11 protein-coding genes and 1 pseudogene are annotated in these 15,170 nt (G+C 74.6%); 5 read left to right on the forward strand and 7 right to left on the reverse strand.

Annotation, left to right across the window (positions count from 1 at the left end; genetic code table 11):
- Positions 1 to 98: 98 nt before the first annotated feature.
- Positions 99 to 2,186: pseudogene (locus tag M3673_RS19505) on the reverse strand (alpha-(1->3)-arabinofuranosyltransferase family protein); the annotation flags it as partial.
- Positions 2,183 to 3,007: a class I SAM-dependent methyltransferase gene (locus M3673_RS01820; protein WP_251531113.1), complete on the reverse strand. Its 825-nt coding sequence runs from the start codon at positions 3,005 to 3,007 to the stop codon at positions 2,183 to 2,185. The pseudogene M3673_RS19505 and the gene M3673_RS01820, both read right to left, overlap by 4 nt.
- 46 nt (positions 3,008 to 3,053) lie before the next feature.
- Between M3673_RS01820 and M3673_RS01825 the strand changes: the two genes are divergently transcribed.
- The gene (locus tag M3673_RS01825) at positions 3,054 to 4,391 is read left to right on the forward strand and encodes a glycosyltransferase family 4 protein (RefSeq protein WP_251531115.1); all 1,338 of its coding nucleotides are present in this window, start codon (positions 3,054 to 3,056) and stop codon (positions 4,389 to 4,391) included.
- A gap of 42 nt (positions 4,392 to 4,433) precedes the next feature.
- On the opposite strand, the gene M3673_RS01830 is transcribed toward M3673_RS01825, so the two are convergent.
- The gene (locus tag M3673_RS01830; protein WP_156697706.1) at positions 4,434 to 4,595 is read right to left on the reverse strand and encodes a hypothetical protein; all 162 of its coding nucleotides are present in this window, start codon (positions 4,593 to 4,595) and stop codon (positions 4,434 to 4,436) included.
- A 61-nt stretch (positions 4,596 to 4,656) separates the two neighbouring features.
- Positions 4,657 to 6,423: a hypothetical protein gene (locus tag M3673_RS01835; protein WP_251531117.1), complete on the reverse strand. Its 1,767-nt coding sequence runs from the start codon at positions 6,421 to 6,423 to the stop codon at positions 4,657 to 4,659.
- A 131-nt stretch (positions 6,424 to 6,554) separates the two neighbouring features.
- Between M3673_RS01835 and M3673_RS01840 the strand changes: the two genes are divergently transcribed.
- On the forward strand, positions 6,555 to 7,808 hold the full coding sequence (locus tag M3673_RS01840) for an oligosaccharide flippase family protein (RefSeq protein WP_235557643.1): 1,254 nt from the start codon (positions 6,555 to 6,557) through the stop codon (positions 7,806 to 7,808).
- Between the two features lie 58 nt (positions 7,809 to 7,866).
- Here M3673_RS01840 and polA read toward each other — a convergent pair whose 3' ends face one another.
- On the reverse strand, positions 7,867 to 10,572 hold the full coding sequence (polA, locus tag M3673_RS01845; RefSeq protein WP_251531119.1) for a DNA polymerase I: 2,706 nt from the start codon (positions 10,570 to 10,572) through the stop codon (positions 7,867 to 7,869).
- Between the two features lie 88 nt (positions 10,573 to 10,660).
- Between polA and M3673_RS01850 the strand changes: the two genes are divergently transcribed.
- The gene (locus tag M3673_RS01850) at positions 10,661 to 11,104 is read left to right on the forward strand and encodes a hotdog fold thioesterase (protein WP_193664599.1); all 444 of its coding nucleotides are present in this window, start codon (positions 10,661 to 10,663) and stop codon (positions 11,102 to 11,104) included.
- Positions 11,105 to 11,158: 54 nt separating this feature from the next.
- Here the strand turns inward: M3673_RS01850 and M3673_RS01855 are convergent, their stop codons facing one another.
- Positions 11,159 to 11,737, reverse strand: coding sequence for a GNAT family N-acetyltransferase (locus M3673_RS01855; protein ID WP_193664601.1), 579 nt, complete (start codon positions 11,735 to 11,737; stop codon positions 11,159 to 11,161).
- A gap of 128 nt (positions 11,738 to 11,865) precedes the next feature.
- Between M3673_RS01855 and M3673_RS01860 the strand changes: the two genes are divergently transcribed.
- Both M3673_RS01860 and M3673_RS01865 read left to right on the forward strand, forming a co-directional pair.
- Complete coding sequence (locus tag M3673_RS01860; RefSeq protein ID WP_193664603.1) at positions 11,866 to 12,672, forward strand: DUF554 domain-containing protein; 807 nt, start codon at positions 11,866 to 11,868, stop codon at positions 12,670 to 12,672.
- 165 nt (positions 12,673 to 12,837) lie between these two features.
- The gene (locus M3673_RS01865) at positions 12,838 to 14,133 is read left to right on the forward strand and encodes an ABC transporter substrate-binding protein (RefSeq protein WP_251531122.1); all 1,296 of its coding nucleotides are present in this window, start codon (positions 12,838 to 12,840) and stop codon (positions 14,131 to 14,133) included.
- Positions 14,134 to 14,263: 130 nt separating this feature from the next.
- Here M3673_RS01865 and M3673_RS01870 read toward each other — a convergent pair whose 3' ends face one another.
- On the reverse strand, positions 14,264 to 15,115 hold the full coding sequence (locus M3673_RS01870) for a bacteriorhodopsin-like (protein WP_251531123.1): 852 nt from the start codon (positions 15,113 to 15,115) through the stop codon (positions 14,264 to 14,266).
- Positions 15,116 to 15,170 lie beyond the last annotated feature (55 nt).

Here is a 15,170-nt window from a genome sequence, read left to right on the forward strand (position 1 = left end):
GCCGAGGAGGACGCCGAGACGGCGCGTGCGCCCTCGAGCCGCACCGTCGTCGACCAGCGCCCGGCGTCGGCGGGCAGGTAGTCGCGCGCCGGGTTGCCGGTGCGCCGCACGTCGCCGGGCGTCAGCGCGGCCGAGGCGCCGTCGTGGAGGCGGGCGAAGCCGCGCTCGCGGGCGCGGAGCCCGTCGGTCAGCACCACCGGGGCCTCGAGGCCGCCGTCGTCGCCGACCAGGGCACCCGCGCCCTCCGCACCGTCGGCGGCGAGCACGGTCGGGGTGTCGTCGAGGAGCCCGAGCCGCGACAGGTCGAGCAGGTCCTCGGGGCCGCCGGCCACGACCACGGGCTGCTCGGTGCCCACCGCGAGCCGACCGCCGTCGGGCACCGCCCACACCTCGACCGCGGCCTGCAGCGACTGCCAGCCGCCGTTGACGAGCACCCGCTCGCCGTCGACCTCGTCGAGCAGCGAGCCACCGCCGACGTCGGGCCCGAAGGTCGCCACCCGCTCCAGCCCCGGGCTGTCGGCGAGGGCGGCGTGCACCAGCACGGGGTCGGGCACGTCGCCGTCGCGGGCCAGGTCGTTGCGCACCACGAGGTGCTCGACCCCGGCGCGCTGCAGGTAGGCCACCAGCGCCGCCGACCCCTCGCCCTGGGCCAGCCGCTCCTCGATCGTGTCGAGCATGCGGATGTTGCCCGGGCGGGTCAGCGGGATCACGTTGCGCACCGCCCAGGGCGCGTCGGCCAGCCACTGCAGCGGCTCGTCGCGCGGGCCGCCCCACACGTACTCCCCGAAGGCCGAGCCCGGCACGAGCAGGTCGGTGCCGCCCGGGTCCGTGTCGTCCTCGGCCGCCAGCCACGCCGCCGTCTGCTCCCAGTACGACGGCACCCCGAGGGTCGCGCCCGCCGGGGTCACCCGGCCCAGGGCCGCCGGCAGCGCCGCACCGGCCACGACGGCCAGGGCCATGCCCACGACGGCGGTGCGGTTGACCCGCTCCAGGCGCGCCTGCGGACCGGCGCCGGGCCCCTGCGGGGTGTCGACGTCGGCACGGTCGTCGCGGCCCCGCGCCAGCACCCGGTCGAGCACGAGGGCCAGCCCCACCACCAGCGGCAGACGCAGCACGGGGTCGAACTTGTGCACGTTGCGCAGCGGCGCCAGCGCGCCGTCGAGCAGCCCGCGGACGTCGGCGGCCCACCAGCCCTCGACCGCGCCGGTGTGGCCGGCCCCGACCATGAGCACGCCGAGGAGCACCGAGAGCACGAGGAAGGAGCGGTGCGGCGTGCGCCGGTGGGCCAGACCGGCCACCCCGAGCAGCAGCACCACGCCGCTGTTGAGCACGAGGGTCGCGGTGGTGATCAGGTCGTTGCCGGCGCGCGAGGCGGGGTCGACGTAGGGCACCCAGTTCGAGGTGCCGCGCAGGACGTCGAAGAGCGTGGTCGGGAAGGTCGTGACCGACGTCGTCTCGATGTAGTCGAGGAACGGCGGGCTGTAGGCGCCCATCACGAAGAGCGGCACCAGCCACCACAGCGTGCCGAGGAGGGTGAACAGCGGCCACCACAGCATGAGGGCGCGCCGCCGCGGGCCGGGGGTGCGCGTGAGCAGCCACACCACGCCGAGCGGCAGCACCGCGAAGGTCGCGGCCGCGTTGACGCCGCCGACCATGGCGACCGCCAGGGCGGAGAGGGCCGCGGCACGGCGGGGCGAGCCCACGGTGGCACCGCGCACCAGCGGCAGCAGCACCCAGGGCGCCAGGGCGCTGGGCCACGCCTCGATGCTGATCGGGCCGAGCGTGGTCAGCAGCCGCGGCGAGAGCGCGAAGGCGAAGCCCGCCGTGAGGCAGGCCAGGTCGGAGCGCACCCCCAGCGCCCGGGTGACCCGCGCGGCCCCGCTGAGCGCCACCGCCATGACCAGGCCCACCCACAGCCGCTGCACCACCCAGCCGGGCAGGTCGAGGAGCCCGCCGAGGAGGAAGAACGGTCCCATCGGCCACAGGTAGCCGTAGGCCTGGTTCTGCAGCTGGCCGAAGGCGCCCTCGCCGTCCCACAGGTGCAGGGCCCGGCCCAGGAAGTCGGCGGGCGCGACGGCGAGGTCGAGCTTGGTGTCGGCGACGAGGTAGCCGGGGTCCTGGACGAAGGCCACCCCCACGACCACCAGGCACGCGGCGAGCAGCCGCAGCCGGAAGGTGGCGGTCATCGCTTGCGCAGCACCAGCACGAGGTTCCAGGTCACGACCTCGCGCAGCACCGGCACGCGCAGCATCCACCACGACCAGCGGGGGTTGTAGCGCGGCAGGACGGCCACGACCTCCGCGTCCTGCTGGCGCGCCGCCCAGTCGAGCCCGGCGGCGACGGTGACGGCGAACAGCGACTCGCCGTACTTGTTCTTCGGCTCGTGGCCGTGCCTGCGGGCGTAGCGGCGACGCGCGTAGCGGCCGCCCACGAGGTGCCACGGCGAGGTCTCGTGGCCGCCCCACGGACCCCACCACAGGCACCAGCTGATGAACGTCGTGCCGCCGGGCCGGGTGACGCGCAGCATCTCCTCGCACATCAGCCACGGGTCGGAGACGTGCTCGAGGACGTTGGAGGAGTAGCAGACGTCGACCGCGCCGTCGCGGAAGGGCAGCCGCATCCCGCTGCCGACGACCGTGCCGCCGGCGATGCCGCCGAGGCCGGAGAGCTCGCCGACGTCGGAGTCGAGGGAGAAGTACGTCGCCCCCGCCGCTCGGAACGCGTCGCGGAAGTAGCCGGGGCCGCCGCCCACGTCGAGCAGGGTGGCGCCGCGCAGGTCGACGTAGGACCCCAGCTGGGTCGCGGAGTCGTCGGCGAGCGCGGTGTAGAAGCGCGCGGGATCGCTCTGCTCGTGTCGGAACTCCCCCAGCAGCCGGGTCGCCCGCCCCCAGGTCGCGCGGCGACGAGCGCTGCGCGGGCCGGTCGGGAACACCCGGCCACGCCCGCGTCCGGAGACTCGGACCTCGCCGGGTCGGCGGCGGGGCAGGAGGGAGCTGGGGCGACGCACGGCGGCGAGACTACCCGCTGGTAGCCGCGTTGGTAGTGTCCGCCGGATGCACGCTCGCCCGTCCCCGGCCGACCGCCCGGCCGACCCGTCCTCCGACCCGCTGGCCGACCCGCTGGCCGACCCGCTGGCCGCCTCGCTGGCCGGCACCTCGGTGGTGTTCCTCAGCTGGCGCGACACCAGCAACCCCGAGGGCGGGGGCGCGGAGCGCTACCTGGAGAAGATGGCGGCGGGGCTGGTCGCGCGCGGCTGCGAGGTCACCGTCTTCTGCGCCGCCCACGCCGCGGCACCGCCCGAGCAGGTGGTCGACGGCGTCCGGTTCGTGCGGCGCGGCACGAAGCTCTCGGTCTACCTCGAGGGCATGCGCGCGCTGCGCCGCGGCGACCTCGGCGACCCCGACGTGGTCGTCGACGTGCAGAACGGCCTGCCCTTCTTCAGCCGTCTCGTCACCCGTGCCCCCGTCGTCGTGCTCGTGCACCACGTGCACCGCGAGCAGTGGCCCGTGGTCTACCCCGGGCCGGTGGGCCGGGTCGGCTGGTGGATCGAGCGGCGCCTCGCACCGAGGCTCTACCACCGCTCCCAGTACGTCGCCGTCTCGCGCGCCACCGCCCGCGAGCTGCGGGCGCTCGGGGTGCGCGGCCCCCGGGTCGCCGTGGTGCACAACGGCACCGACCCGTGGGTGCCGGTCGACCCCGGCCCCTCCCCCCGGCCGCTCGTCGCCGTCGTCGGCAGGGTGGTGCCCCACAAGCAGGTCGAGCACGCCGTCGACGCGGTCGTCGCGCTGCGCGAGGAGGTGCCCGGCCTGCACCTCAGCGTCGTCGGCAGCGGCTGGTGGGAGGCGCAGCTGGCCGAGCACGTCACGGCCGTCGGCGCCGACGACCTCGTGACGCTGGAGGGCCACGTCACCGAGGAGCGCAAGCACGAGGTCTACGAGCGCGCCTGGGTGCTCGCCCTGCCCTCGCTCAAGGAGGGCTGGGGCCTGGTGATCGGGGAGGCCGGCATGCACGCCACCCCCACCGTGGCCTACCGCTCCGCCGGGGGCACCCAGGAGTCGGTCGAGGACGGCGACTCGGGCCTGCTGGTCGACGACCAGACCGCCTTCACCGACGCCCTGCGGGCCGTGCTCACCGACGACGCCCTGCGCGGGCGGCTGGGCGAGGGCGCCCGGCGCGTCAGCCGCACCTACACCTGGGAGGCCGCCCAGCAGGCCTTCGCCCTCGTGCTGCTCGCTGCGGTGGAGGGGCGCCACGTCGAGAGCCAGGACCCCGAGGTGGTGGCCGACGTGCGGCCCCGCCGCTCGCGGGCGCGGCGCGGGGGCACGGGCGCCGGCCCGCTCGCACGCGCCCGGCGGGCCCTGGACGCCAGGAGGGGCCGGCGGTCGCGATGACCTCCGGCCCCTCCGGGCACGCTGGGTGACGGCGCCGCTGCGTCAGTTGGTCGAGCCGTAGCCCACGACCTGCGAGGCGTCGGTGACGCTCACCGGGCTCTGATCGGGCTTCTGCGTCTGCGACGAGACGACACCGACGATGGTGGCGGTGGCCATGGCGCCGCCGACGAGGACGGCCGCGACCGTGCTGAGAATAGTTCCCACTGTGTAAACCCCTCCCTGAGTTCCGGGGAAGCGTAACAGTGACGGCCGTCTCAGGCGGAGTTCACGCCGACTTCCGGAGCACGCGGCGCGCCGTGGCCCGCGCTCCGGTCGCCAGGGCCAGCACGCACACCACCGCGGGGCCCCCCAGGTACGCCGCCCAGGCGAGCACCAGCGCGACGACCCAGCTGCGCGGGGCCGGGTCGGCCTCGACCCCGCCGAGACGCACGACCCGCAGCCCGGGCCCGTCGACCAGCACCTGCCCGGCCACCTCGGGCACGTCGGCGGAGAGGGCGGCGGCGGCCTCGAGGTCGACCACCACCACCGCGACGCCCAGGGCGGCGAGGTCCGTGGCGGCGGCCTGGGGGGTGCCCGCGCCGAGCGCGGCCAGCGCCGCCCGGGCGCGGGGGTCCTCCCCGGCGACGGCCGTGCCGTCGACCACGAGGGAGTCGTCGGCGACGAAGTCGGGCGCCAGGTAGCGACCGAGAGGGTCGAGCACCTTGCGGTCGTCGTTCCACGCCGGCTGGCGGTAGCTCGAGGCGGGCAGGACCAGCACGTCGCCCCCGCTGGACGCGGCGGCGGCCGAGACCACCGGGCGGGCCGCGGCCCACGACGACGGGAAGTCGACGGCCCCCAGCCGGCCCGCCGCGCCCCACGTCGCGTCGGGCAGCAGCGCGACGGGCAGCAGGACCGCGGCGCCCGCCACCGCCAGCGGCAGCACCGGGGTCGCCGGGCGACGCGCCAGCGCGAGCAGCACACCGGCGCCGTGGGCCACGAGGAGCACCAGCAGCGGCGCGCACAGCAGCAGCAGCCGCGACCCGTCGCGCAGCAGGCCGAGGCCCGGCACGCTCGCCGCCAGCGAGCCGAGCGCGTCGGGAGCGGCCCAGGTGAGCACGGCGAGCAGCCACCCGGTCGCCCACGCGGCCAGCAGCACCCCCCGCTCCCGCGCCACCGTCGCCCGCCACCACGCGCGCGAGCCGAGCAGCGCCAGCGCCGCGAGCACGACGAGCGCCACCCACCCCGTGGCGCCCAGGCGGCTGGGCGGCACGACCTCGACGTTCCACACCCCGCCCAGCGTCAGCGCGGCCAGCGGACCCGGCACCGCGCCCTCCCCCTGCAGCGCGAAGAGACGCGCGCCCGCCGCGTCGGTCGTCGCCACCGACGCGTGCAGCGCCCCGGCCACCAGCCACGGCGCGTTGCCGGCCGCCGCCATCGCCAGCACCGCGCGACGCCGGCCGCGCCCCCAGGCGGCCAGCACGAGCACGAGCGCCGAGGCCAGGCCTGCACTGGCGCTCAGGCAGGCCAGCGGCACCACCAGCCACAGCCGGCGGGGCACGCGCCCCCCGGTGCGCCACTCCCGCGCGAGCAGCAGCAGCCACGGCAGCGCGGCGTAGGCGACCAGGACGGGCCAGGCGCCGAGCACGAGCCGCTCGACCACGAAGGGGTTCCACTGCCACAGCCCGACGGCGAGCAGCCGCACCGGGGTCGGCCCGGGCGCCAGCCGTGCGGCCCCCACGCCGCCGGCGACCAGGCTCCCCAGGAGCACGAGCTTCTGCAGCACCATGCCGCCGACCACCTCGTCGAGCAGCCCGACCACCGCGTCGGAGGGCACCGCCCGCGGCAGCCCCGAGCCCAGCCCCCACACGTCGGGACGCAGGGCCAGGTCGGGCACCCACACCATGTCGAAGCTCAGCACGTAGCCCGGCGCGAGGGCCGGCCCGAGCAGCAGGGCCGCCAGGAGCAGCGACCACAGCGGCACCAGCCAGGGCGGTGTGGGCCGGGGGTCGACCGCGCGGCGCTCGGAGGGGTCGTGCTGTCCGGTGTCGGTCACGGTCCCCCTCGGCCTCCCCTCGTCGTCGACGCCCTCGTCGCCGGTGGCGCGCGGGGTCGCGGTGATCCAACCACCCCGGCCGGAGCGTCCGGGCACCACCGGCGGCGCGCCCCGTCGTAGTGTTCGTGCCCGTGACCTCCACGACCGCGCCGACCACCCGGCGCCTGCGCGGCGGCGCCTCGATCGCCGTGGCGATGGGCGTCATGAACGTCGCCACCTACGGCTACACCGTGGCCGCGGCGCACCTGCTCGGCCGCGAGCCCTTCGGCGCCTTCTCCGCCCTCATGGGCGTCCTGCTCGTGGTCAACGTGCTGTCGCTGGGCCTCCAGGCCACGGGTGCCCGGCGGATCTCGGCGGCGCCGGCGCAGACCGAGGAGATCGAGCGGGTCGTGCTCGGCGTCGGGGTGCGCAGCGCGCTGGGACTCGGCGCGCTGTGCCTGCTCGCCTCCCCCGTGCTCAACACCGTGCTCCAGCTCCACAGCCTGCCCACCGCGATGCTGGTCGCCCTCGCGGCGGCGCCGCTGACCCTCATGGGTGCGCAGGCCGGGGTGCTCCAGGGCGAGCGCCGCTGGGAGCCGCTGGCCCTGGTCTACCTCACCCAGGGGCTCGGCCGCGTCGCCTGCGGACTGGGACTGATGGCGGTGTGGCCGACCGAGTTCGCCGCGATGCTCGGGGTGGCGCTCGGCGCCTGGCTGCCGGTGCTGGTCGGCTGGGTCGCGCTGCGGCGCCCCCGGCCCGAGGTCGAGACCCCCGAGGGCCACCCCGGCGTGGAGCTGCTGCGCGAGGTCGGTCGCAGCAGCCAGGCCCTCTTCGCCTTCTTCGCCCTCTCCAACGCCGACATCCTGGTCGCCCGCGCCGTGTTGCCCGACGACCAGGCGGGCCTCTACGCCGCCGGTCTGATCCTGGTCAAGGCGGTGCTCTTCCTGCCGCAGTTCGTGGTGGTCATCGCCTTCCCCAGCATGGCCTCCGACGGCGCCAGCCGTCGCGCCCTGCTGCTGTCGCTGTCGACCACCGCGGTCCTCGGGGCGTGCGCTCTGGGCGGCACCCTGCTCCTGCCCGACCTGGCGCTGCTCTTCGTCGGCGGCTCCGACTTCGACGACATCAAGTCCGAGCTGTGGCTCTTCGCCATCGTCGGCACCCTGCTGGCGATGCTGCAGCTGCTCCTCTACTCCGCCCTGGCCCGTCGCCAGGGCCGCGCGATCCTGGCGCTGTGGACCGGGCTCGTCGTGCTCGTCGCGGGAGCGCTGACGGTGGAGTCGGTGGGCTCGCTCATCGTGCTGGTCGTCGTCATCGACGCCTGCCTCTTCGTGTGCCTGCTCACCCTGGCCCTGCTCGACCGCCCGGCCGTCGCCCCCGAGGCGGCACCGGCGCGCGTCGGCGACTGAGCCCGCCCGCGCCCTCCGGCACCACCGGCGACGGCCACCCCCGGCCGGCCGGGGGTGGCTAGTGGGCCGCGTCGTGCCAGCTGCGGCCGGTGCCGATGGAGACGTCGAGCGGCACGGCCAGGTCGGCGGCGCCGCCCATGTGGGCGCGCACGAGGGCCTCGAGGGCCTCCCGCTCTCCGGCGGCGACCTCGAGCACGAGCTCGTCGTGCACCTGGAGCAGCATCCGCGAGCGCAGGCCCTCGGCGGCGATCGCCTCCTCCACCCGCAGCATCGCGACCTTGATGATGTCGGCGGCCGAGCCCTGGATGGGGGCGTTGAGCGCCATCCGCTCGGCCATCTCGCGGCGCTGACGGTTGTCGCTGGTGAGGTCGGGCAGGTAGCGACGGCGACCCATGATGGTCTCGGTGAAGCCCGAGCGACGGGCCTCCTCGACGATGCCCTCGAGGTAGTCGCGGATGCCGCCGAAGGTCTCGAAGTACTCCTCCATCAGCCCGCGGGCCTCGCCCGGCTCGATGCCGAGCTGCTGGGAGAGCCCGAAGGCCGAGAGGCCGTAGGCCAGGCCGTAGTTCATCGCCTTGATCTTGGCCCGCTGCTCGACGGTGACCGCGTCGGCCGGGGTGTCGAAGACCCGGGCCGCGGTGATCGAGTGGAAGTCGCGCCCCGACCTGAAGGCCTCGATGAGCAGGGCGTCCTCGGAGAGGTGGGCCATGATGCGCATCTCGATCTGGCTGTAGTCGGCGGTCATCAGGCACTCGAAGTCGGCGCCGTCGGCCCCGCGACCGACCACGAAGGCCTCGCGGATGCGCCGACCCTCCTCGGTGCGGATGGGGATGTTCTGCAGGTTGGGGTCGGTGCTGGAGAGCCGGCCGGTGGCGGCGATCGTCTGGTTGTAGGTGGTGTGGATGCGCCCGTCGGGGGCCACGGTCTTGAGCAGGCCCTCGATGGTCTGGCGCAGCCGGATGACGTCGCGGTGGCGCAGCAGGTGCAGCAGGAACGGGTGCTCGGTCTTGACGTAGAGCGCCTGCAGCGCGTCGGCGTCGGTGGTCCACCCGGTCTTGGTGCGCTTGGTCTTGGGCATGTCGAGCTCGTCGAAGAGCACCACCTGCAGCTGCTTGGGCGAGCCGAGGTTGATCTCCTTGCCGATGACGGCGAAGGCCTCGTCGGCGGCCTGCTTGACCTCGTCGGCGAAGTGGGACTCCAGCGCCTCCAGGTGGTCGGTGTCGACGGCGATGCCGACCTGCTCCATGCGGGCGAGCTGCTCCACCAGCGGCAGCTCGACCTGCGCCATGAGCTCGCGCCCGCCGTGCTCCTCCACCGCGGTGTCGAGGGCCTCGGCGAGGTCGACGACGGCGCGGGCGCGCAGCATCGCGACGTCGGCGACGGCCTCGTCCTCGTCGAAGAGCAGGCCCTGGTCGCCGTCGGTCTCCTCGCGCAGCTCGCGGCGCAGGTAGCGCAGCGTGAGGTCGGCCAGGTCGTAGGAGCGCTGGTCGGGCCGCACGAGGTACGCCGCGATCGCGGTGTCGCTCTGCAGGCCGCGCAGGGTCCAGCCGTGGGCGGCCAGCGCCAGCACCGGGCCCTTGGCGTCGTGGAGCACCTTGGGCCGGGCGGCGTCGCCGAGCCACGCCGCCAGCGCGGCGTCGTCGGCGGGGGTCAGGGTGGCGGTGTCGACGTAGGCCGTGCGGTCACCGGGGGCGGCCAGCGCGAGGCCGTCGACGCGACCGGAGCCGGCCCCCCACGCGCCCCGCACGTGCAGACCCACGACGCCGTCGCCGGTCTCCTCCAGCCACGGGCCCAGCTCGTCGGCGCCCAGGGTGGTGCCGCCGACCTCGAAGCCGGGACCGTCGACCTCCTCCTCCGAGGTCAGGGTCTCGAAGAGCCGGTCGCGCAGCACGCGGAACTCCAGCCCGTCGAAGAGGGTGTGGACCTCCTGGCGGTCCCAGGGACGCATCGCGAGGTCGGCGGGCAGCAGCTCGAGGTCGAGGTCGCGCACGAGGGCGTTGAGGCGACGGTTGCGGATCACGTCGCCGAGGTGGGCGCGCAGGTTGTCGCCGGCCTTGCCCTTGATGGCGTCGGCGTGGGTGATGACGTTGTCGAGGCCGTCGTACTGCGCGATCCACTTGGCCGCGGTCTTCGGGCCGACCCCGGGCACGCCGGGGAGGTTGTCGGAGTCCTCGCCGACCAGCGCGGCCAGCTCGGGGTAGCGGTGCGGGGGCACGCCGTACTTGGTCTCCACGGCCTCCGGGGTCATCCGGGCCAGGTCGGAGACGCCGCGCATGGGGTAGAGCACCGTGCAGGCCTCGGTGACCAGCTGCAGCGAGTCGCGGTCGCCGGTCAGCACCAGCACGTCCATGCCGTCGGCCTGGGCCTGGGTCACCAGCGTGGCGATGATGTCGTCGGCCTCGAAGCCGTCCTTCTTCAGGAACGGCACCCGCAGCGCCCCGAGGACCTCCTCGATCAGCGGCAGCTGGCTGCCGAACTCGCTGGGGGTCTTGTTGCGCTTGGCCTTGTATTCGGAGTACTCCTCCAGCCGGAAGGTCTGCCGGGAGACGTCGAAGGCCACCGCGAGGTGCGTCGGCTGCTCGTCGCGGAGCACGTTGATGAGCATCGAGGTGAAGCCGTAGACGGCGTTGGTGTGCTGACCCGTGGTCGTCGAGAAGTTCTCCACCGGCAGCGCGAAGAAGGCGCGGTAGGCCAGCGAGTGGCCGTCGAGCAGCAGCAGTCGCGGGCGGGCGGAGGCGTCGGGAGCGGGCGTCGTCTCGGGCACCCGGCGACTCTATCCGTCGCCGGGGACACCGCCACCCGCGCCGCCGGAGGGCCCGGCCGGTGTCGCGACCCCCGCTAGGTTGAGCCCCATGAGCGAGACCCCCGCACCCCGGTCCACCGACGACCTGATGGCCTCCCTGCCCCACGGCATGGGTGGGCTGAACGAGAAGATGGGCATCGAGCTCGTCGAGTTCTCCGCCGACAGGGTCGTGGCGACCATGCCCGTCGAGGGCAACACCCAGCCCTACGGCCTGCTGCACGGCGGCGCCTCGGTCGTGCTGGCCGAGAGCCTCGGCTCGATGGGCTCGGCGCTGCACGCCGACCCGCTCGGCAAGGTCGCGGTGGGCGTCGACATCAACGCGACCCACCACCGCTCGGCGACCGCGGGCCTGGTGACGGGCACCGCGACCCCGGTGCACCTGGGGCGCTCCTCGGCGTGCTTCGAGGTCGTGGTGACCGACGAGCGCGGCAAGCGGGTCTGCACCGCGCGCATCACCTGCGCGCTGGTGCCCAAGGAGCAGCTGGGCATGTGACCCGGCGCCCCGGGTGGTCCTCGGACCGGCCGGGGCGCTGTCGACGGAGCGGGCTCAGGCCTCGGCCTGGGACTCCTTGCGCCGCAGCGAGCGGCGGGCGGCGAGCACCTGCCCGCGCTGCCGGCTGGTGAGCCCGCGCCCGGTGCCGGGGCGCTGGGCCTCGATCTTGCTGCGCACCAGCGCGGTGGCGGCGACCCTGACGGTCGCCTGCGGGGCGAGCGCGAGGCGGGCCATGAAGCGGTTGGCGTCGCGGGAGCCGGAGTCGGCCGCGGTCATGACGTGGGCGACGCCGAGCTCCTCGGCGTAGGCGACGGCCGACTCCATGAGGGTGCGGCCGATGCCGCGACGGCGGTAGGCCGGCAGCACGTGGGGCGAGAGCGCCTGCACGACCGGCTCGAGGTTGATCGGGCTGACCGTGGCCACGCGCAGGTAGACCGCCCCGGCCGGCTCACCGTCGTGCTCGGCCACGAGCAGCCGCTGCTCGGGGGAGTCGGCGGCCGACTTGATGACGACCTCGAGGTCGGCGACCTGCTCCTGCAGGTCGGTGCGACGCAGCGAGTCGGCCCACAGCTCGGCCAGGAACAGGGCGTCGGCGACCGCGGCGGGCCGCAGCGAGACCTGCGAGCGTGTCATCGACCCGACCCTCCCCTGGGCCCTCGGCAGGGCCCGTCCGTGGTGGGCGCCCCCCGGCGAGCCCCCTTCGTGCGTGTGACGCGCCGTCGAGACTACGCTCCCTCCCGATCGACTGTCAGAGGAGTCCCGTGATCCCCGGTGCCGGCACGCTCGTCAACGTCGCGACCGTCCTGCTGGGCTCCGGGCTGGGCGTCCTGCTGGGCAACCGGCTGCCGACCCGCACCCGCGAGCTGGTCACCGACGCCCTCGGCCTCGTCACACTGCTCATCGCCGCCACCTCGGCGATGGAGGTGCTCTCCCCCGACCTGAGCGACGCCGTCGGCAGCAGCGCCCCGATGCTCGTGGTCCTCGGCGCCATGCTGGTCGGCGGGATCGTCGGCTCCACGCTGCGCCTGGAGCAGCGCGTCGAGCAGCTGGGGGCCTGGCTGCAGCGCCGCCTCGGCGGGGGCCCCGGGCCGGGTGACGCAGCACCGGACGCCGCGGCGACGGACGCCGCAGGACCGGGAGCGGCGGCGGGCGAGCGGCGCCGACGCTTCGTCGAGGGCTTCGTCGTGGCCTCGCTGGTCTTCTGCACCGGGCCGCTGACCATCCTGGGCTCCCTCAACGACGGCCTCGGCAACGGCGCCGACCAGCTCTACCTGAAGTCGACCCTCGACTTCTTCGCCGCCATCGCCTTCGCGGCCTCCTTCGGGTGGGGCGTGGCCGCCTCGGTGCTCACCGTCGTCACCGTGCAGGGCGGGCTGACCCTGGTCGGGCTCGCGCTGGGCGACGTGCTCCCCGACGCCCAGCTCGCCGCGATCACGGCCACCGGCGGGCTGCTGCTCGTCGGGGTCGCGCTGCGGCTGCTGCGCATCCGCGAGGTGGCCGTGGCCGACCTGCTGCCGGCGCTGCTCGTGGCCCCGCTGCTGGTGACGGCGCTCGCGGCGTACCGCTGATCCTCGCGTGACGGGGCCCCCGGAGGCGCCGATCCGGCCCCAAGGTCACGAATCGGCCACAAACGTTTCAGCCTGCGCAAGCGGGGTACCAAAGCGGCCCTTGCGCACTAGGTTGCCTCCTGTGCCGTGACCCCGACCACGGCGCCACGAGATCCCGGAGGACAGATGAAGCGTAGATCCACCACGATCCGCCTCGCCGCCGTTGCGGCTGCCAGCGCGATGGTGCTCGCAGGCTGCGGCAGCGACTCGGGCGACGAGGAGCCCAGCTCCACCAGCTCCGACAGCGGGTCCTCGGCCCCGACCGCGGAGGGCGACGGCACCCTGGTGTTCGGCACGCTGCTCCCGCAGACCGGCAGCCTGGCCTTCCTCGGCCCGCCGGAGTTCGCCGGCGTCGACCTGGCCGTCAACGACATCAACGAGGCCGGCGGCGTCCTCGGCGCCGACGTCGAGAGCGTCCGCGGCGACTCGGGCGACACCGACTCCGGCATCGCCCCGGCCGAGACCGACAAGCTCCTCGACGGGGGCGCCGACGTCATCGTCGGTGCCGCGTCCTCGGGCGTCTCGCTCACCGTGATCGACAAGATCATGTCCTCGGGCGCGGTCATGTTCTCCCCGGCCAACACCTCCACCGCCTTCGACGAGGGCGACTACGCGGAGCCGGACAACTACTTCCGCACCGCCCCCTCCGACATCCTCCAGGGTGCGGTCATGGCCAACCTGCTGCTGCAGGACGGCCGCCAGAACGTCGCGATCCTCGCCCGCCAGGACGCCTACGGCGAGACCCTGGCCGAGCAGATCGCCACCAACCTGGAGAACGCCGGCAGCCAGGTCGCCGCCACCGTGTTCTACGGCGAGAAGGCCCAGTCCTACGACTCGCAGGTGGAGGAGATTGCGGGCTCCGGCGCCGACGCCGTCGTGCTGGTCGCCTTCGAGGAGACCACCTCGATCATCCCGCAGCTGATCCAGGCCGGCGCCGGTCCGCAGGACCTGCCGACCTACTTCGTCGACGGCAACACCGCCAACTACGACAAGTCGGCCACCGCTCCGCTGCCCGACGGCACCCTCGAGGGCACCAAGGGCACGATCCCGGGCGCCGAGACCGCGGCCGACTTCAAGGACCGCCTGGCCACGGTCGACGACAACCTGAAGGACTACGCCTACGCCGCGGAGTCCTACGACGCCACCATCGTCTCCGCCCTGGCCGCGATCGCGGCCGACAGCGACGCCGGTGACGCCATCGCCGAGCAGATCCCCGACGTGACCCGCGAGGGCACGAAGTGCACCACCTTCGAGGAGTGCGCCGGCCTGCTGGCCGACGGCGAGGACATCGACTACGACGGTGTCTCCGGCCCCATCGAGCTGAGCGACCTGGGCAGCCCGACCTCGGCGTCGATCGGCATCTACGAGTACGACGCGCAGAACAAGATCGCGCCGGTGGACTACATCAGCGGCGACATCTGAGCCAACCGCGGCACCGCACCACCAGCACCCGCTTCATCCGCAGGGCCCCGGAGCACCGCCCCGGGGCCCTGCGCCGTCCCGCCCGGACGGGAGCGGGAGGGACCGGGCGACGCGCGCACCGCCCCCCCGCTCAGGCGACTGTGGTGGTGGACGCCCCGCGGTCCCGCGTCGCGGCGGGCCGCTCGTGCGCCGAGCCCTCCTCCGCGGCCTCGAAGGCCGGGTCGTCGGCGAAGGACTTCAGGCGCGCGATGCGGTAGATGAGCAGGCCGTAGAGCGCCTTGGCCAGGATGTCGGCGATGGAGTAGCCGGCCTGCTTGCCGACCCAGGCGTCGGAGCCGTCGAGGCCGAGCAGGGGCAGCAGGTAGGCGACCGGGTAGACCCCCCACGAGGCGAAGAGCAGGATCCGCAGCCGCGAGATGGTCTGGCGCACCGCGGGCGGCTGGCGGTCCAGCGACCGGGTCAGCTCCACGAAGAGCACGTAGAGGATGTAGAGGAAGGGCAGGGTCGACAGCAGGCCGAACACGTGGCGCAGGGCGTCGCTGTCGCTGATCTCCCCCGGGTAGCCCAGGACGATCATCAGCGCCGAGGCCGGCACGAGCCGCCACAGCAGCGACGCCTGGAGCTTGCGGGCCAGGGCGAGCACGACGACGAGCTCCACGAGCAGGAGCGGCACCGTGAGCAGCCAGTCGACGTAGCGGTAGCCCTCGTTGAACGACGCACCGACGGCCTGGGTGTAGGTGCCCTCGCCCCCGACCGCGTCGGTGACGAAGGCCTCCCTGAAGGAGCTGAAGATGCGGAAGTAGTGGTAGGCGGCGATGCCGCACACCACCGCGGAGACCAGGAGCGCCTGCCGGTAGCGCGGCAGCACGCGGGGCTGGGCGGCGACGAGGAACAGCGCGGTGAACAGCTGGGCCGCGATGACCAGCGACAGCAGGTTGTAGACCGTGTCGTACTGGCCCTGGGTGAGTTGATCGGGAATCACTGGAACGACCTCCGTTGACGTGTGGCCGAGGAGGGCGACGGCGCCCTCAGGTCAG

Origin of the sequence: Nocardioides sp. P86, assembly GCF_023712465.1 — a bacterium.
GTDB lineage: Bacteria > Actinomycetota > Actinomycetes > Propionibacteriales > Nocardioidaceae > Nocardioides > Nocardioides kribbensis.

Bases quoted from the DNA above. Each gene is read 5' to 3' on its own strand.
- M3673_RS01825 (WP_251531115.1), top strand. From the start codon at position 3,054: ATGCACGCTCGCCCGTCCCCGGCCGACCGCCCGGCCGACCCGTCCTCC.
- M3673_RS01850 (WP_193664599.1), top strand. From the start codon at position 10,661: ATGAGCGAGACCCCCGCACCCCGGTCCACCGACGACCTGATGGCCTCC.
- M3673_RS01855 (WP_193664601.1), bottom strand. From the start codon at position 11,737: ATGACACGCTCGCAGGTCTCGCTGCGGCCCGCCGCGGTCGCCGACGCC.
- M3673_RS01865 (WP_251531122.1), top strand. From the start codon at position 12,838: ATGAAGCGTAGATCCACCACGATCCGCCTCGCCGCCGTTGCGGCTGCC.